This window comes from Sulfuricurvum sp. (assembly GCF_049277495.1).
Lineage (GTDB): Bacteria > Campylobacterota > Campylobacteria > Campylobacterales > Sulfurimonadaceae > Sulfuricurvum.
Genome location: NZ_JBASYM010000051.1, coordinates 56249 through 75473, shown reverse-complemented (window position 1 = coordinate 75473; position 19225 = coordinate 56249). Strand labels below are relative to the sequence as shown.

At 43.3% G+C, this 19225-nt stretch carries 14 protein-coding genes; 12 read left to right on the top strand and 2 right to left on the bottom strand.

Translation table 11 applies throughout. From position 1 onward, the window contains the following. Nucleotides 1-2 precede the first annotated feature (2 nt). The 7 genes from nifH (at nucleotide 3) to WAO38_RS09615 (ending at nucleotide 7995) form a co-directional block, all read left to right on the top strand. The gene (gene nifH, locus WAO38_RS09645; RefSeq protein ID WP_041192420.1) at nucleotides 3-920 is read left to right on the top strand and encodes a nitrogenase iron protein; all 918 of its coding nucleotides are present in this window, start codon (nucleotides 3-5) and stop codon (nucleotides 918-920) included. 112 nt (nucleotides 921-1032) lie between these two features. Then, nucleotides 1033-1392, top strand: coding sequence for a hypothetical protein (locus tag WAO38_RS09640; RefSeq protein WP_422236583.1), 360 nt, complete (start codon nucleotides 1033-1035; stop codon nucleotides 1390-1392). Nucleotides 1393-1406: 14 nt separating this feature from the next. Then, a complete protein-coding gene (nifD, locus tag WAO38_RS09635; protein ID WP_422236581.1) occupies nucleotides 1407-2873 on the top strand; it encodes a nitrogenase molybdenum-iron protein alpha chain in 1467 nt (488 codons plus the stop codon). A 153-nt stretch (nucleotides 2874-3026) separates the two neighbouring features. Next, nucleotides 3027-4571, top strand: a complete 1545-nt coding sequence (nifK, locus tag WAO38_RS09630; RefSeq protein ID WP_422236580.1) for a nitrogenase molybdenum-iron protein subunit beta — start codon at nucleotides 3027-3029, stop codon at nucleotides 4569-4571. A gap of 115 nt (nucleotides 4572-4686) precedes the next feature. Next, nucleotides 4687-4875 (top strand): hypothetical protein, encoded by a 189-nt coding sequence (locus tag WAO38_RS09625; protein WP_422236579.1) that lies wholly within the window; start codon nucleotides 4687-4689, stop codon nucleotides 4873-4875. 174 nt (nucleotides 4876-5049) lie between these two features. Beyond that, nucleotides 5050-5769 (top strand): hypothetical protein, encoded by a 720-nt coding sequence (locus WAO38_RS09620; protein WP_422236578.1) that lies wholly within the window; start codon nucleotides 5050-5052, stop codon nucleotides 5767-5769. 117 nt (nucleotides 5770-5886) lie between these two features. Then, nucleotides 5887-7995 carry a diguanylate cyclase gene (locus WAO38_RS09615; protein ID WP_422236577.1) on the top strand — a complete coding sequence of 703 codons (2109 nt, stop codon included), beginning with the start codon at nucleotides 5887-5889 and terminating at the stop codon, nucleotides 7993-7995. 10 nt (nucleotides 7996-8005) lie between these two features. Here the strand turns inward: WAO38_RS09615 and WAO38_RS09610 are convergent, their stop codons facing one another. Together WAO38_RS09610 and WAO38_RS09605 are read right to left on the bottom strand one after the other, a co-directional pair. Beyond that, on the bottom strand, nucleotides 8006-10009 hold the full coding sequence (locus WAO38_RS09610) for an HD domain-containing phosphohydrolase (protein WP_422236576.1): 2004 nt from the start codon (nucleotides 10007-10009) through the stop codon (nucleotides 8006-8008). Between the two features lie 99 nt (nucleotides 10010-10108). Next, nucleotides 10109-10339 (bottom strand): hypothetical protein, encoded by a 231-nt coding sequence (locus WAO38_RS09605; protein WP_422236575.1) that lies wholly within the window; start codon nucleotides 10337-10339, stop codon nucleotides 10109-10111. A 156-nt stretch (nucleotides 10340-10495) separates the two neighbouring features. Here WAO38_RS09605 and corA point away from each other — a divergent pair, with 156 nt between their 5' ends. From corA to WAO38_RS09580, 5 genes are all read left to right on the top strand, one after another. Further along, the gene (gene corA, locus WAO38_RS09600; RefSeq protein ID WP_422236573.1) at nucleotides 10496-11464 is read left to right on the top strand and encodes a magnesium/cobalt transporter CorA; all 969 of its coding nucleotides are present in this window, start codon (nucleotides 10496-10498) and stop codon (nucleotides 11462-11464) included. Nucleotides 11465-11630: 166 nt separating this feature from the next. Next, nucleotides 11631-14141, top strand: coding sequence for a sugar phosphate nucleotidyltransferase (locus WAO38_RS09595; RefSeq protein WP_422236571.1), 2511 nt, complete (start codon nucleotides 11631-11633; stop codon nucleotides 14139-14141). Further along, nucleotides 14138-16171 carry a glycoside hydrolase gene (locus WAO38_RS09590; RefSeq protein WP_422236570.1) on the top strand — a complete coding sequence of 678 codons (2034 nt, stop codon included), beginning with the start codon at nucleotides 14138-14140 and terminating at the stop codon, nucleotides 16169-16171. The genes WAO38_RS09595 and WAO38_RS09590 overlap by 4 nt, the downstream gene beginning before the upstream one ends. A gap of 8 nt (nucleotides 16172-16179) precedes the next feature. Then, nucleotides 16180-18222, top strand: a complete 2043-nt coding sequence (locus WAO38_RS09585; RefSeq protein WP_422236568.1) for an alpha-amylase/4-alpha-glucanotransferase domain-containing protein — start codon at nucleotides 16180-16182, stop codon at nucleotides 18220-18222. After that, a complete protein-coding gene (locus tag WAO38_RS09580) occupies nucleotides 18215-19225 on the top strand; it encodes a UTP--glucose-1-phosphate uridylyltransferase (protein WP_422236566.1) in 1011 nt (336 codons plus the stop codon). Before WAO38_RS09585 ends, WAO38_RS09580 begins: the two co-directional genes overlap by 8 nt.

The following is a 19225-nucleotide window of genomic DNA, read 5'->3' as shown; positions in this document are numbered from 1 at the left end:
ACATGGCTGGAGCAGCTAGCTTGCGACAAATCGCGTTCTACGGAAAAGGTGGGATCGGTAAATCTACTACATCTCAAAATACATTGGCAGCAATGTCACACTATTTCGATAAAAATATTATGATCGTTGGATGTGATCCAAAAGCGGATTCAACTCGTTTGATTCTTCACGAGAAAGCACAAGATACTATTCTTTCTCTTGCAGCAGAATACGGCACCATCGAAGACGTTGAGATGGAACAAGCTCGTCTTTGGGGTAAAGGTCTTTTTGATAAAGAAACTCCGGGCGGTTGGATCAACTGTACAGAATCAGGCGGACCTGAGCCAGGAGTAGGTTGTGCAGGTCGCGGTGTTATTACAGCGATTAACTTTCTTGAAGAAGAGGGTGCATACGATGAAGAAGGTCTTGACTTCGTTTCTTATGACGTTCTTGGTGACGTTGTTTGTGGCGGATTTGCAATGCCTATTCGTGAAGGTAAAGCACAAGAAATTTACATCGTAATGTCTGGTGAAATGATGGCGATGTACGCAGCTAACAACATCTCTAAAGGGATTTTGAAATATGCAAACACTGGTGGAGTTCGTCTTGCCGGTCTAGTATGTAACGCTCGTATGACAGATAAAGAGTACGATTTGGCACTAGAGCTTGCTCAACGCCTTGGAACTCAATTGATTCACTTCGTACCACGTAACAATATCGTTCAACATGCTGAACTTCGTCGTATGACGGTTGTTGAGTATAGCCCATATTCTGACCAAGCTCGCGAATACAAAGAGCTTGCTCGTAAAATCGTTTATAACGATATGAAAATCATTCCTACTCCAATCAGTATGGATGAGCTTGAAGACTTGCTCCTTGCATTCGGTCTCGAAGACGAAGTAGATGAGTCTCAAGTCGGTAAAGCTGCGCACGAAGCGTAAGGTATCCGAATGGTTCCTCTTTTGAGGAATCTTCAATGGCTGTCATAGAAGTTTCTATGACGTTTAACATCTTGTTAATAATGAAAAGAAAACAACAGAAAAAGGAGATTAGATGTTTGTATTAGGTTTTCACTTCCCAGCTTCAATGGGGAATATTATTCCGGACGATAAAGTTATCGAAAAATTGGCTGATGTTGATGTCAGTGACGTAAAAGAGATCAAACTTTTGATGGGTACAAAAGATAAAGATAAAGAGTGGATCAGCTACACCAACAAAGATACATTTTTGTTCAAAGCTATGGTTCATTACTTCAAAGAAGAGAACCCGAATAAAGAACAAAAATACATGATCTACATGAACCGTTACCAAATGTCTGCAATCTCTAAACGTGTAGATGCAGCTGATGATGAAACAATGAAATTGTGTCATAACTTAGATTCGATGGAACAATTCCGTATCGAAGTCGCGTAAGGAAGGGGTGTATTATGGGTCCAGAAACACTAGAAGCTAAACAAAAAGCGGCCATTGAAGAGATCTTAAAAGCGTATCCAGAGAAAGCGGCGAAAAACCGTGAAAAACATCTCGGTGTCGGATCTCCAAATGATGAAAATCAAAAAACCTGCGGTGATGTCCGCTCAAACAAAAAAACCGTTCCGGGTGTTATGAGCCAACGCGGTTGTGCTTATGCAGGTTCTAAAGGGGTTGTATGGGGTCCAGTTAAAGATATGATTCATATCTCTCACGGTCCTATCGGATGCGGTCAATACAGCCGTGCTGGTCGTCGTAACTACTACATCGGTGTAACCGGTGTTGATACGTTCGTTACCATGAACTTTAGCTCGGATTTCCAAGAAAACAACATCGTTTTCGGTGGAGATAAAAAATTGGGTAAATGTATCGATGAAATCGAAGTATTGTTCCCATTGAATAACGGTATCACTGTTCAATCAGAATGTCCGATCGGTTTGATCGGGGATGATATCGGTGCTGTTGCAAAAACAAAAGCGAAAGAGATTGATAAAACAATCGTTCCGGTTAACTGTGAAGGTTTCCGTGGGGTTTCTCAATCATTGGGTCACCACATTGCAAATGACACGGTCCGTGACTATGTTTTCGATGCAAAAGTAAACGTTAACACAAGCGATGTTGAAACGACTGAGTACGACGTAGCGATCATCGGTGACTATAACATCGGTGGAGATGCATGGTCAAGCCGTATCCTTTTGGAAGAAATGGGCCTTCGTGTTGTTGCACAATGGTCAGGAGATGCAACTCTTAAAGAGATGGCATTGACACCAAAAGTAAAATTGAACTTGCTTCACTGCTACCGTTCAATGAACTACATCAGCCGTCACATGGAGAAAGAATACGGGATACCTTGGATCGAGTATAACTTCTTCGGACCGTCACAAACTATCAAATCTCTCCGCAAAATCGCGGCGTTCTTTGACGAAAGTGTACAGAAAAAATGTGAAGAAGTTATCGCTAAATATCAACCGATGATCGATGCGGTTATCGCTAAATATAAACCTCGTCTTGAAGGTAAAACGGTTATGTTGTTCGTCGGCGGTCTCCGTCCTCGTCACGTTATCGGTGCTTATGAAGACTTAGGTATGGAAGTAATCGGAACCGGTTATGAGTTCGCTCATGATGACGACTACAAACGTACTAAAGAAGAGATTTTCCGTTCGACTGTTATCTATGATGATGTCAACGAGTATGAACTCGAAGCATTTGTTAAAAAACTTCAGCCTGACCTAGTAGCTTCTGGGATCAAAGAGAAGTATGTATTCCAAAAAATGGGTCTCCCATATCGTCAAATGCACTCATGGGATTACAGCGGACCTTACCACGGGTACGATGGATTCGCTATTTTCGCCCAGGATATGGATCTTGCGATCAACTCTCCTGTATGGGCACATTCAAAAGCACCATGGGAGAAAGAAGGCTGAAGCCTTCTTCCCTGCACTGAGCGAGCTTAGTCCGGCTCAGTTGCATTAAACACATACTGAGTTGGCTCTCGCAGCAGGCCCTTGCGCTTTTGGCGCTTTGAAAATTCCTTGCCTCGTATGAGGCAGAAAATTGTCTATACCAAGGAAAATAAAATGCAAGAAGTAGAAAAAATCGTAAACGGGAAAGACCTGTTTAAACGACCTGAGTACCAAGATGTACTCAAAAACAAAAAACAATTTGAGTCGTCCATGCTCGCTGTTAATCCTGCGAAAGTAGAAGAGATTGCTGAGTGGACTAAATCATGGGATTACCGTGAGAAAAACCTTGCTCGTGAAGCAATTACCGTTAACCCTGCAAAAGCATGCCAACCTCTCGGTGCGGTTATGGTTGCTCTCGGGTTTGAAGGTACTATGCCTTACGTTCACGGTTCACACGGTTGTGTAGCGTATTTCCGTTCATACTTTACCCGTCACTTTAAAGAGCCTACACCATGTGTTTCTGACTCTATGACAGAAGATGCAGCGGTTTTCGGTGGTTTGGTAAATATGAAAGAGGGTCTTAAAAACTGTGCTGCAGTTTATAAACCTAAAATGATCGCGGTTTCTACTACCTGTATGGCGGAAGTTATCGGGGACGACTTGATGGCGTTCATCATCGCTGCTAAAGAAGAAGATAAAGGTGAATTTTTACCTGAAGAATATCCAATTCCTTATGCGCACACTCCTTCTTTCGTAGGAAGCCATATCACTGGATACGACAACATGATGCACGGTATCATGTCTCAGCTTACTGAAGGTCAAAAAGGTGAAACAAAACAACGTATCAATATCATCCCTGGTTTTGAAACGTATATCGGAAGCCTTCGTTCAGTAAAAAGCATTGTAGAAGCATTCGGTACTGACTATATTATGTTGGGTGACCACTCTGATCAGTGGGACATGCCTGCAGGTAGTTACGAAATGTTCCAAGGCGGAACAAAAATTGATGACGCTAAAGATTGTATCAATTCAAGTGCAACAATCTCTCTACAAAAATATGCAACGTCTAAAACTATGAAAATGGTCGAAAAACGTTGGAAACACGCTGGTGGATACTCTAACCCGATCGGTCTTAAAGGGACTGATGAGTTCGTTATGAAATTGGCTGAATTAACAGGAACAGAAGTTCCACAAAAACTTAAACTAGAGCGCGGCCGTTTGGTTGATGCTATGCAAGACAGTTATCCGTACATGCACGGTAAAAAATTCGCTATCTGGGGTGATCCTGACTTCCTTCTAGGTGTTGTTTCATTCTTGCTAGAGATGGGTGCTGAGCCGACTCACGTCCTTTGCCACAATGCACCAAAAGGGTGGGAAGAAGAGATGAGAGCATTGCTTGATACATCTCCTGCTAAAGACAGCTTGCACGTATGGGCTGAAAAAGATTTGTGGGCAATGCGTTCACTTCTCTTCACTGAACCGGTTGATTTCATGATCGGTAACAGTTACGGTAAAGAGTTGATGCGTGATACTGGTACTCCGTTGATCTACATCGGATTCCCAATTTTCGACCGTCACCACCTACACCGTTACTCAATCAGCGGATATGATGGAGCGTTGAACCTTCTTACTTGGATCACGAACAAAGTTCTTGACCAATTGGATGAAGATACCAAAGGTATCGCAACGACTGACTATTTCTTCGACCTTATTCGCTAAACCTTTGTCCCCTCTGCGGGACAAAACTTCATTGTTTCTCGTCATTTTCCCCTTATCGGGGATTTTTTTGGTTGAGTTTTTTACGAAAGACTTAGTCAAACAAATAGGATGATTTATGGCTAGTGTTCAGGATAAATTAAAAGCAGAACTGATGGTAGAAATCTATGCCAGCATCGACCGTATCTACGATTCTATCGAACAGCATTTTGCGATGGATGAAATCCGCCGCGACAATGTGATCAAACACCTCAATATTTTAAAAGGCGAGCTCTATTTCGTAGTCAAGACGACACCTCTTTCCTAGTCAAAGCTCTTTCTTTGTGTCTTAAGGTTCATTTTTTTCTTATTCTTTCATAGTAACTTGGTATATCAACTACATAAAATGGGTTGTAGGACTTAAATTAGGATTTAAGTCGGTTGTTTTAGCTTTTTTATGATTAACATTGTTACAATGTACTAATTCAAAAGGGAGAATCATATGAAAAATGTAGTACGTACGGCCCTGATTTCCGGTTGTCTGTTTGGATCGCTGATCGGAGCAAATTTTGATGTCGGGATTTCGGGGTCTGATCGCGGGATATCGGGCTTTTCTCTTTCAATCGGAGACTATTATCGTGTTCCTGCTCAGGAAATCATCGTGATAGAACGTTCGGTTCCGGATGTTGAGACGAGTGTCATTTATTATTTGGCGCGCCACTCTCACCGGTCTCCCCATTTTATTTTGAATCTGCGATTGCGCGGGTTAAGTTGGTGGGATATCACACTTCGTTTAGGATTAGACCCGCGGACACTCTATTTCGTCGACAGTCGTAGACATTTGGGACCTCCTTATGGCCACTATGGGAGAAATCATCATCTCAATGATGCAGAGATTATCGATTTGGTCAATGTCCGGTTTCTCTCTTCCTATCACGGGATCAGCGTTGATGACGTAATCGATCGCCGCAATCGCGGACAGCACTATATGTATATAGACGATGATTATCGTATGAAAAAGTATAATCATATGAAACAGAAAGTCATTCTGCGGGAAAACCGATACGAGAATCGTGAACGTCAAATCCATCAGCGGGAAATACGTAATGAGAACCGAAACCGCCAATCCGTTCGAATGGAAAATAAAAGTGAAAATCGAACCAATCTGAAGAATAAGCATGAGAATCAAGGAAATGATAATCAGTATAGAAGGGATAGATAAATATACTGTTTCTTTTCTACACATTTTATTGTTTTGACTTCTAATATTCACTCTGGTTAGAGTGAATAGTTTTATAAAGTTTTATGATAGAAGTATAGATTGACAAAGGAGCCGAAAGTGCTGTTTATAGGCAAGATCACATTGCTAAAACGTACATTCTTTTGGCTTTTGTCAATTTCTGTTGTTACTTTTGTCACAATGATGATCATAGGGTTGGAAGTCCGTGATACGATCCGTGAAAACGGATTGATTCGTACCCATACTATTCTCACCCATAAAATCCGCGATATCCATACTTACACCAACCAGCGCTATTCTGCTATTAACAATCTTAAGCAGCTGGTATTTTTAGCATCTCGGCATCATTCAGTTTTTACCAAAGAGTATTGGGAATCCAATTCTATAGAATTGCGTAACGGCTTGAATGAATTTGCACTCAAGAATCAGTTTTATGATATTTTTGTCATCACCGTGCAGGGGGACATCGTTTATACGGTCAAGCATGAAAAGGATATCCACACGAATCTTTTCCACGGACCGTATGGAGACACGGAGCTGGCACAAGTTTTCAAAGATGCTTTGAAGTTGAAAGATCCTTATATCTCCGATTTTTATTATTATAAACCGAGTCACGATTTTGCGGCTTTTATGGCGAAACCGATCGTGGACAATGGCAAAGTGATCGGGGTGGTGGCAACCCAAATCGATAACAAAACCATACAAAGTGTCATTAATGATTTTTCGGAGCTGGGGGAGAGCGGAGAAGTATTGACCGCGATTAGCCGAAACGGCAAAATGATGAGTGCCAATACAACCCGCTTTGCGGATATCACCGCATATTCTTATTTTAATCCACAAAAAATGGTTCCGGTCGATCAGGCGGCTCTGGGAAAAACGGGAGCAATGTATACGATTGACCATTTGGGGCACAGGGTCGCGGCCGCCTGGGGTTATCAAGATGATTTGCGTATGGGTATTGCCGTCAAAATGGATGAATATGAAGTGCTCAAACAGTGGTATCAACAGATGACTACACTTTTTTTACTTTTTATCAGCGGAGTAGTTATCGTTATATGGATGGTGGTCATAGCCTTACGATCTTTTGCCAAACCGATACAGGAGTTGACGCAATATGCTCTGAATATTTCGCAGGGAAATTATAAAATCAAGCTTGCCAGCGAGGAGTATGACGTCGAGTGGAAGCTTTTGACGAATGCTTTTTATAAAATGACGATCGATATCGATCAGAAAATGACGCAGTTGAATGAACAAAATATCCTTTTGCAAAATCAGAAAAATGAGATCGAAGAGCTTAATCAGAATTTGGAATCCCGAATTCAGGAAAAATCCAAAAAGCTTCAAGAATATATCAATATTATTGATCATTATGTCATTACCTCTCAGACTGACCGAAAGGGAATCATTACCTATGTTTCCGATGCGTTTTGTAAAATAAGCGGTTATAACAGAGAGGAGTTAATCGGTAAAAATCATTCCATCATCCGCCATCCGGACATGCCCGACTCCCTCTTTAACGATCTCTGGGAAACAATCAGCTCCGGAAAAATGTGGCATGGGGAGATCAAAAATTTAAAAGCTGACGGCAGCTTTTATTGGGTAGATACGACGATTTCACCGAATGTTTTAGAGGGGGAAATAATCGGCTATACGGCAGTCCGATATGACATTACAGATAAAAAAATCATTGAAGAACTTGCCATTACCGATCCGATGACCGGACTCTACAACCGCCGTTTTTATGTTAAAAAGATCAATGAAGAGATGAACCGTATCAAACGTCACGACTCATCGCTTGCGTTGATGATGGTCGATGTCGATAATTTCAAGCTTTATAACGATACGTACGGGCATCAGGCAGGGGATGATGTGTTGACACAAGTCTCCAATGTTCTGAAATCGTATACTTCACGAAGCGGTGAGTATGCCTTTCGGCTGGGAGGGGAGGAATTTGGGGTCATTGTAAGCGGTATGAGCAAAGATGAATATGTTGATCTTGCCAATCGGATTCGCTTGGCCATCGAAGCTTTGGCCATTTTACATCAAAAGAACAATGCCGCTCCGTATGTGACGATCTCAATCGGAATCGCAGTGTATAAAATGGATTCGCTTTTCAAGTGTGAAGATCTCTACCGGGAGGCGGACATACAGCTGTATAGAGCTAAAGAACGCGGTAGAAATCAAGTCGTCATCCGTGACGAAGAATAAAATAATATAGTTACACTGCCACACTAAATGCAAATCTTTTTTCAGCAAAAAGTTTTACACATGTGTCAACCACTAAAGGGTCATACCAGTTTCCACGTCCGTGTTTTATCTCATCCAGAGCCGGTTTGATCCCCAATGACGCACGATAAGGGCGGTGGGAGGACATGGCTTCGACTACGTCGGCAACACAGATGATCTTTGCCTCAATGAGTATTTCTTCGTCTTTTAGCCCTTGGGGGTAGCCAGAACCATCGAGTTTTTCATGATGTTGTAAAATGATATCAGCGATCGGCCACGGAAATTTAACATCTTTAAGGATATTGTATCCCTCCTGCGGATGGGTTTGAATCAGCATAAATTCGATAGCGTTGAGTTTTCCGGGTTTGGAGAGAATTTCTGCAGGGATATGAATTTTGCCCAGATCGTGGATGATTGCGGCAAGGTGGATACCATGGATTTGTTCTTCGCTTAGATCCATTTCACGTGCAATAGCAGTTGCCAACTCGCTGACTCGATTTTGATGTCCGGCGGTGTAGGGGTCTCGTGCTTCTACGGTGGAAGCAATGGTTTGAATCGATTGTTCCAGACTTTGTCGAAGCAGCATTGCCTGCTGTTCATGAAGGGTATGGGTCCGTAGGTTGAGAATACCGTAGCCGAGGTCATTTGCCAGTTCCTCTAACAGTCTAACTTCTTCTTCATCAAAAGCGTTCGTATCTGAGGAATAGATACTTAAAGCCCCGAAAACCTTATCTCCTTCGATGAGAGGGAGGGCAATATTTGAGGCATATCCGCGGGAGAGTACAGCATCTCTCCACGTTGTAAATTCTGACTCGTCGGTAATGTTGCGACAAATTTGTGTCTGTCCACTGCGTATAGCTCTGGCAACCGGAAATTGCCCTTGTTCATTATCCGCCCATGTGGCGCGTTGCAGCCAGAAGGTATGCTCATGCATATCCGTCCATGACATGGGAGTGATGGTTTGTTCACTATCATTCTCTGCATAGCCGACAGCTGCATGCATGTATCCGCCATTTTTTACGATGATATCGGTAATATCTTTTAGCAGTGCATTTTCATCTTTAGCTCGTACCAATGCCAGATTCCCTGCTGATAGGGTTTTTAGAGCGCGGTTGGCGCGTTTTAAGGCGGTCTCGGCATGTTTCCGTTCGGTGATATCTCGAATAATACCGATCGCATTCAAACGACCTTCGATTCTGACTGCAGAGAGGGAGAGCTCTATCGGAAATTCCGTTCCGTTTTTTTTCAATGCGGCCAGTTCAAGCGTTTTGCCTATGGCAGGACCTTCTCCCGTTTTTTTGAAATGGCTGAAGCCTATCTTATGTGCTTCAAGAAACCGTGCCGGTGCAATCAGCGTGTGAAGAGATTGTCCTATCGCTTCTTTTGCAGAATAACCGAACATTTTTTCGGCTGCATTATTACAATACGAAATATTGCCTTGATCATCCATCATAAGTATTGCATCTTGAGCAGAAGCGGTGATACTATGGAACTTTTCCTCGCTCTCACGTAACGCCAGTTGTATCCGTTTGCGTTCGGTAATGTTTTCGAGTAGGTGGACAGAATACAGATATTGACCTTGTTCATCGGTTAAGGAATAAGCGCGAGAACGGAAACTAGAGCCATCAATTTGTATATCATCTTCCGATCTACTTGATCGTACATCTCCCATGGTTTTCATGCAGTGAGGCAGAGGGGAATCACTTTTTGGAAAGATCTCAAAGTAGGGATGTCCGATAATCTGGTTAAAAGGAAGTTCTGCAAGCTTCTGATAAGCAATATTACAGCGTAGAATTCTAAAATCTTTATCATGCATGAAGATCGGATCGTCTACCACATCCAATGCAGCTATCCACTCTTGATGTGCCTGTTCGATTTGTCTGCATGTCTCTTTGATTTGTTCAGCTTCTCGTCTGAGGTGGCGCTCTTCGGATTCGGCTAATGCACGCTGCGTATCTTTAAGTTCTTTCTGCAATTTTTCTATCGCACCGCTCATCGTTACACTCCATTGGGGATTCCACACAAAAAATTATCATTTGTTACCAATGATTATAGCACTTCTTGACCGAGATAAATGAGAACCTGTTAAAACTTATTAAAGTTGATCTTCGCTTTCAAACTCTTCAAAAAGACCGGATGCATCAACAATCTCTTTGTCCATTTTTTTGATCTCTTCGGCTTCTTCGATTTTGGCATATTCTTCTTCGACATACTCGATAAAATGCTCTATATCGTGTTCGGGTTGATAAAATTGCGCATAGCCTAAGGCAATTTCAACAAATTCTGCTCCGCATCCAAAATCAATTAACTGCTGTTTTAAATCCATGGGTTACCTTCATTCATTTATCGGTGACATTATAAAGAGGGATGCTTGATATTTCGAATGATTGCCGAAGATTTTTTCGATTTGTAATTGTTTTGTTAATAACAAACGATACACTGTTAGTAGAGTTACACAACAGCAAATGCAGGATGGAATCTTATGGTTACACTATACATCCATGATAAAAATCACTTTTTGACAACGAATTTGAGTGAACTTGACGGATTGCCGTCTCATGAGAAGATTGCCTGGATCGACATGTATCAGCCGACTTCGGATGAAATCAAACAGGTCGAAAATTTATTCGGAATCGGGTTCCCGACCAAAAACGAACGGGAAGAGATCGAATTAAGCTCACGCTATGTTGAAGATGATTTCCGCATTACCATCAACGCTTTCTTTTTTGTTTCCTTTTTTTTCGTGGACAATACCAATCGTCCCTACAATGAATCGGTGACGTTTATCCTTCAAAACGATATTCTTTTTTCGATCCGTGAGAAAGAACTTCAGACGTTTGAAACCATGCATACGACACTGATTAAATATCCTAGAAAGTTTCATTCAGGTTTTGATATTTTTATGCAGATTTTTGACATTCGGATCGATGCCGATGCCGATTTGCTCGAATATGCGGCTAAAGAGAGCGATGACATACGAAAAAAACTGCTGTGGGAAACGGGGGGGCAGTCGATCGAATTGCTCCAGAAAATATCGACTCTGCAAGAGTTCACGGCAAAAGTCAGACAGTCGGTTTTTGATAAACGGCGGACGTTGACCGCGATGGCAAAATCTCCGAAGCTCACCAAACCGCTGAAAGATCAGCTTTTTATTATGATGAAAGATCTTAATTCACTGGTAGAATTTATAACGATCGATGCCAATACGCTGGATAATCTCCAAAATCTCTTTTTAGCCCAGACCAATATTGAACAAAACAAAATAATCAAACTCTTTACCGTTGCAAGCGTCGTATTGATGCCGCCGACATTGATCGCCAGTATTTACGGGATGAACTTTAGATTTATGCCGGAACTCTCCTGGAGCGGAGGGTATCCGTTTTCTATTTTGATGATGGTTGTCTCCGGTCTTATCCCGTTGGTCTATTTTCGAAAAAAAGGGTGGCTGTGATTTTCTTGACCTCATATAATCCTTATTAGATCACGTAAGTATGATACTGTATTTGCAGTTTTAAACAAAAGTTGTGTCTATAAGTATGATTTATTATTATATACTTATAGCCTATGAAGAAAAGTAATTTTCAATTTATTTTAATTTCTTTTAATAAAGGAGATCGATGAAAGCTGTTGTAATGGCAGGCGGGTTCGGTACACGAATACAACCTCTTACTAATTCCATACCGAAACCGATGCTTCCCATCATGAATAAACCGATGATGGAACACACGATGATGAGTCTCAAAAACTTGGGAATCAAAGAATTTATTGTTTTACTCTATTTCAAGCCTGAAATCATCAAAGACTATTTTAAAGACGGAAGTGCCTGGGGTATCAATATCACCTACGTCGTACCTGATGATGATTACGGTACGGCAGGAGCCGTGAAACGCGCACAGGAGTTCATTGGTGATGAAAATTTCATTGTTATCAGCGGCGATTTGGTTACCGATTTCAATTTTCAGAAAATATTCGATTACCACAAAGCGAAAAACTCCAAACTCACCATTACCCTTACCTCAGTTGATAATCCGCTTGAATTTGGCGTTGTCATCGCCAATGAAGAGGGAAAGATTGAAAAGTTTCTGGAGAAGCCGAGCTGGGGTGAAGTCTTCAGTGACACGATTAACACGGGTATCTATATTATCGAGCCTGAAATCCTCAACTATATCCCGAAAAATGAAAATTTTGATTTTGCCAAAGATCTCTTTCCTCTTCTGATGCGTCAGGGCATCGATCTGATGGCCGGATACGCGCGGGGATATTGGCGTGATGTCGGAAATCCTGAGAGCTATCGTGACGTATATGACGATATCCTCAGCGGAAAAATCAAATTTGAGGTGGACGGCGAAGCGATCAAATACCCCGATGGAGTATTGATTTGCGCAGAAGACAACGGTTTGGACGAGAGTGTCGAAGTGATCGGAATTGTCGTCATCGGAAAAAATGTAACGGTGGAGAGGGGATCAAGACTAAACAATGTTGTCATCGGCGAGAATGTTACGATCCACTCGGAGTGCAAGATCCGAAATACCGTCATCTGGAACGATGTTGAAATCGGAGAAAATGCAAAATTGGACGGGTGTGTCATCTGTAACAACAACCATTTCGGGAAAAATGTTACCGCAAAAGCGGGGTTGATCCTGGCTGAGGGATGTGAGATCGGTGAGTTGGTGAATGTCGAAAAAGATGTCACGATCTGGCCGGACAAAGTGATCGAAAATGCTTCCATCGTCAGCCGAAGTGTCATTTTGGGAAGTAAATACAAAAATTCGATTTTTGAAAACGGAATGGTAATCGGAAAATCGAATGTGGAACTCTCCTGTGAAATGGCCACCAAACTTGCCGAAGCATTCGGCTCGCAGCTTCCCGTCGGATCGACGGTACTGGTTTCCCGTGATTTCAATAAAAGCTCGCGAATGCTCAAACGGGCTTTTTTAGGGGGTATTCTCTCCGCCGGTATCGATGTTGTGGATTACAATGCGATTCCTTCTGCCGTAATGCGCTGCAGCCTCTCTTCGAATGAGGGGTATGCTGCGGGGATACATTTTAATCAAAAGCTTGATGATCCCTCCAGCACGGTTATAACGTTCTATAATCACGAAGCGCTTCGGGTCAACAGCGAAGTATCCAAAAAAATCGAGAAAGCATTTTTCAAAGAATCTTTCCGCCGGGTCGATTATTCGCGTATCGGACAGATTTATCCCTCCGATCATAAGTATGAATACAGTCATTATAAAAAAGGGATGGAATCACTGCTGCAATCGCATGCGTTCAAATGCCTTGACTGCCGAATTGCCGTCGATATGCTGCATGGACAGGCATCCGAAGTATTTCCGGATATTTTAAAAGATCTCGGGGTCGATCATATTATGTTCAATGCCTATCCTGACGCACAGCGGCTGGAGAATATTACCGCACTCTCGAAAAGTTCCAATCAGGATATGGGCAGTATTATCCAAGCTCTCTCTCTGGATGCCGGATTTATGCTTTATCCCCATGGGCAGCGTCTGGATATACTGTGCAACAAAGGGATGCTTCTCTCGAAGCAGACGGCGCTCTATGTTGTCTTGTCATTATTGAATCTGGAAGCCCAAAAAATCGGTACGAAGAAAAGAGTATTTCTTCCTACATGGGCGGCGGATATCATCTATTTTGATCAGCTTAAAATTTCCCGTGGACAATATGCAAATTTCAAAGCGGAACAGATGAAAAAATACGATCTGATCGCAACGGGGGAGGGAAATTTCGCCTTTACCGAATTTGCTACCCACAGAGATTCGATGTATGCGACCCTCAAAATTATCGAAATGATGGTGAACCATGGGGTCCAGCTTTCGGATTTGATCGATGCACTTCCCAAATTTTTCTATCGCAGTTTCAAAGTTCCGTGTTCTCAGGCGCTGAAGGGGAAAATGATGCGGATGTTCCTCGAAGATGCCAAAGGGAAAGATTCGTCGACGCTTGACGGTGTCAAAATATGGCTGGCTAAAAACGATTGGATCCTAATGATTCCGGATCAGTACAGCGATCGTCTCAATATTTATATTCAGGCTGAAACGGACGAGAGCGGTGAAAAAATCTATGAGACCTACCGTGCAAAAATCGAGGAGTGGACCGTCTCAAAATGAAACCGCAAGCCCTCAACCTCTCCTTTTTCTGGCATATGCATCAGCCTGATTACCGGGGAAGTGACGGTGTGATGAAAATGCCGTGGGTATTTCTCCATGCAATCAAAGATTACTATGAGATGCCGTGGCTCCTGAGCCGCAATGCAGGGCTTAAAGCGACATTCAATCTTACTCCCACACTTATCGAACAGCTTCTTTTGTACCGCGAGCCGCTGAAGAATGACCATTTTCTTAACTTATGGGCATTGCATCCTTCATCGCTGGATGATTCGGACAAAAAATGGATTGTCAAAATTTGCAAGTCAACGCAGTATGAGACGATGGTCAAGCTATCCCGTCGTTTTGATGCGCTCTATCACCAAGAAGAGTATACACTCTACGAATTTATCGATCTTGAAGTGGTTTTTATCCTCGCATGGTGCAGTTCGTATTTACGTCAGGAAATTCCTTTGATCCGTGAACTGATTCAAAAAGGGTCCGGATATACACAAACGGATAAAGAGCAGCTGCTTGAAACATTGTGCCGCTTTATCGATACGATTCTTCCGTTTTATGCATCATTGCAAGAGCAGGGGAGAATCAGTGTCTCAACAACTCCGTACAATCATCCTATTCTTCCGCTTTTGATCAATATGGAAAATGCCCTAAAGGCAAATCCGCATACGATTCTCCCAGAAAGGTACCTTTCTCTCAAAGAGGATGCTCTCGTGCATGTCGAGCGTTCGATAGCCTTGTATGAAAAAATATTCGGTAAAAAACCGAGCGGATTTTGGCCAGCTGAAGGGGCCGTAGACGTAGAGAGCATGGCTATGTATCAACAGCACGGCATAGAGTGGATCGCTACCGATGAGTCTATCTTATTGAACTCTTTGGGGAAACAGAACCGATCATTGATTTACAAGCCGTATCGCTTTGATAAAGTGACGATCGGATTCCGAGATCACGCTTTAAGCGATCTTATCGGATTTAATTATCGGTTCAAATCGGGGCATGATGCGGCAGACCACTTTGTACATGCATTGGAACTGATCCAGCAAAAAGAACAGGATCCTACCGTTTTTATCATCGTGGACGGCGAAAATGCCTGGGAGTTTTATGAGAATAATGCACATGACTTTTTTACCGCACTCTATACCCGTCTTGCCAATCTGCCGTGGTGTACCACGGTAACGATGGAGGAAGTCTCTAAAAAAGAGGGGATGGAACCGCTAAAGAGATTGACTCCCGGCAGTTGGATACACGGGACGTTCGATACATGGTCAGGCCACAGCGAAAAAAACAGGGCATGGGAACTGATCTACGAAACACGACGTGATGTTGACCATTATCGCGGTACACTGACGGATGAGATTCGTGACAAAATTCAGTACCATTTTCTGGCATCGGAGTGCAGTGACTGGTTTTGGTGGTACGGTGATGATCACATGAGCGGTTTTTCGGATGAATTCGATGCTCTTTTTCGCAACCATTTAATTAGTATTTACCGTTTACTGGAGATGCCTCCCCCAACGGAGCTGTTTGAACCGATACAAAGTCATAAGGGGACCGCTACTTTCGCGATCAAACCGCATGGACCGATTTCACCGGTCATCGACGGAAAGACGAGCTTTTTTTTCGAGTGGCTTGGATGCGGCCGTATTGATGAGAGAAAACTCTATTCGACGATGGAGCGTGTTCGCGGACCGATTGATGTCATCCATTATGGATATGATGCGAATGCGGTATACGTAGCATTTGAAGGAAACATCGTTTTGCTGGATGTAGAAGAAACCAAGCTTATTATCACTATTGAAGAAACGGATGAAGAACTGACGATAGGGCTGAACGGAAAAGATAATACGGAAGATTGTATGTGTGCGGTCGATGAGAGGATTGAACTCTCTCTTTCACGAAGCTATTTTAAAACGTATACTATAATTCATCTTCGTTTTGAGATTGTTCGCAACGGGCAGATTATTCAGACTCTGCCGGAGTTCGGATCACTCTCTATTGATTTAGACGAGGTCTATGGACGTAACTGGTTTGTTTAGGAGTAGGGATGGGGAATAAGACGATACTGTTGTTTGGAATACATATGCATCAGCCGGTCGATAATTTCGGATGGGTCATCGAGCATGCGATTACGAGCTGCTATGAGCCTTTTTTCGAAGTGATGAGCCGGTATCCTGCATTTCGCTTCAGTGTCCATTGCAGCGGCTGGTTAATGGAACAGATCCAAGAACGCAATCCACAACTTTATCATCGTATTCAAGACCTCGCAAACCAAGGAAGCATCGAGTTTTTTAGCGGAGGCTATTATGAGCCTATTTTGAGTGTTATCCCCTCTGCTGACCGGGTAGAGCAGATTGAGCGTCTCAATGATTCGATCCAAAAAGGGTTTAACCAGAGGCCCAAAGGGCTTTGGCTGACAGAACGGGTGTGGGAATCTTCTCTTATCCCTGATGTAGTCCGCAGCGGAATCCACTACACCGTAATGGACGATTACCATTTTCAGTGTGCGGGATTTGATGAATCGGCTTTGGACGGATATTATATGAGCGAAGAGGGCGGAGTCGCGCTTGGACTGTTTCCCATCAGTAAAAAACTTCGCTACGCCATACCGTTTCTGAATGTCGAGAGTGCAATCCGAGCGATCAAATCGTATACCCGTGAAAAGGATTCTGCCGCAATTTTATTTGACGATGCCGAAAAATTCGGAATGTGGCCCGGAACGTATGAATGGGTTTACACCAAGGGGTGGCTGGAACGTTTCGTTCAGCGTGTTTTGGACGATGAAACGATTCAAACGATGCAGTATCGGGAATACATGGCGCAGAGTCATCCCCGCGGGATCGCGTATCTGCCGAATGTCTCCTATTATGAGATGGGAGAGTGGAGCCTTCGTGCCGAAAATGCCCTTAAACTGGAAGCATTTAAACATGAGATGGGATTTGAGCGATTTGAACAAGAAGGGATCAAGTTTCTCAAAGGGGGGATATGGAAGAACTTTTTTGTCAAATATCCCGAGAGCAACCGCATCCACAAACGGATGATCGAACTCTCCCATGCACGGCTGGAAGTAGCGGATAAAGCATTTGATACCGCCTTGTACAAACTTCAGACAAATGACCCCCTGTGGCATGGGGTCTTTGGTGGACTTTATCTCCCTAACCTCAGAGACAATGCTTACCGCTATCTCATTGAATGTGAAAATATCCGATATAAAAATACGGCGGCGATTCTCACTGACCAAAATGAACTCGACGGGTATGATAAGATCAAAACAGTGACTCCAGACCTGATATGGAGGTTTGATTCTGCGTGCGGGGGGCAATTGGTCGAATTTGATTCCCGTGCCGATTGTTTTAACTGGCAAAACACATTGACACGCCGCAAAGAGGCCTATCACGAGCGGATGTTTCAACAAAATACGGCGGAAGAGGAGCATATGGCAGAAGATGGGATCGATACGATTCATCATGTCGCAATGGTCATTGATCCGAATTTAGCCGATGAGGTCATCTATGATTGGTACCTTAAAAACTCGTTTGTCGATCATATCAGCGACACTCAATTCACGCTTGAGAATTTTCGCCGGTGTAATTTCCGAGAGTACGGTGATTTTGCCAATCAGCCTTTTGAATCGTCTATTAAAGATTCTGAACTCCATTTCTGGCGTGAGGGGGGAGTCTATTTCCCCGATAAAGAGAAAGCGAGATTGGAAAAAATCTATCGTCCGCTTCATCGCGGTCTGGACTTCGATATTACGCTTTTGACCAATTCGGGGGCAGAGCTCGTCTATATTCTCGAGCATAATTTTCATTTTTCCGATTATGACAAAGTACTGATGAATGATACGCCTCTGATGGAGTCGGGCAGTTTGGGCGAACTCAGCCGCTTGGAAATTACGGACGGAGTCCTTCAGAAGAAAATCTGTATTTGTTTGGGGACTGCCTGTGAATTCATGTACTTTAAATTGAAAACCCTTTCACAAAGTGAGCAGGGGCTTGATCTCACCGTTCAGGGGATCAGTATCGCGATTGTTCTTCCGTTTAATATCGGATTTTCTCTTTCAGGAAGGATCGAGGTAAGCGATGTCTGAAATACGGTATGATCGGCTCTATGACAATCATGTCATCATCGCTCCGGAGCGGCTGCACCATCCCGATTTTGCCTGTGTAATACCGGATGATCCTTCCCGGAGTGAGTGCCCTTTTTGCGAAGGGAATGAATCGATGACCCCTCCGGAAATTTTTGCGGTTCGTCCGGTCAACACTTTTTCGAATGAACGCGGCTGGCAGACGAGGGTTGTGCCGAACCTTTATAAAGCGGTGCAAATCGAAGCGCCTTATATCCATCATTTCGGACTTCATGAGTATTGGGAAGGGTTCGGGGCGCATGAGGTGATTATCGATACGCCGCAGCACCATACCTCAATGGAGGAATGGGATGATACCCAAATCGGATTGTGGCTGAAGACGTTGAAGCAGCGCTTCGGTGATTTGCGCCGTGATACCCGTATCGCCCATATCACCCTTTTTAAAAATGAAGGGATCTCCGGCGGATCGACACAGCCTCATTGCCATACGCAGGTAATCGGATTGCCGCTGATACCGAAACGAGAGCGTGAGCAGTTTTTGCGGGAAGTCGAGTATTATCAATCAACGGCAAAAGGGCTGATGCAATCGATTCTTCAGCATGAAGAGGAAGCCGGGGATAGGATCGTGGATCGGGAAGGGGAATTCAGTGCCTATTGCCCCTATGCGAGTGCGTATCCTTTTGAACTGATCATCAGTTCAAGCCAAAAAATCGGGCAGATCGACACCCTCAGCGAAGGGCATATCGAACAATTGTCCAAGATATTGTATCGGATACTCAAAAAGCTCAAACGCCAGTTGAGGATACTCCATTTTAACCTGAGTATAACGACTCCTCCGCTGCAATCTCTGCATGAGGGGATGGATATACCGGTGGACGAGGTACACCAATTTTCGATTCGTATCATGCCGCGTATCTATACTCATGGGGGGTTTGAACTCACCACGGGAATACTGATTAATCCTGTAGCGCCCGAAGTGGCGGCTAAATTGCTCAAGGAGGGTTGA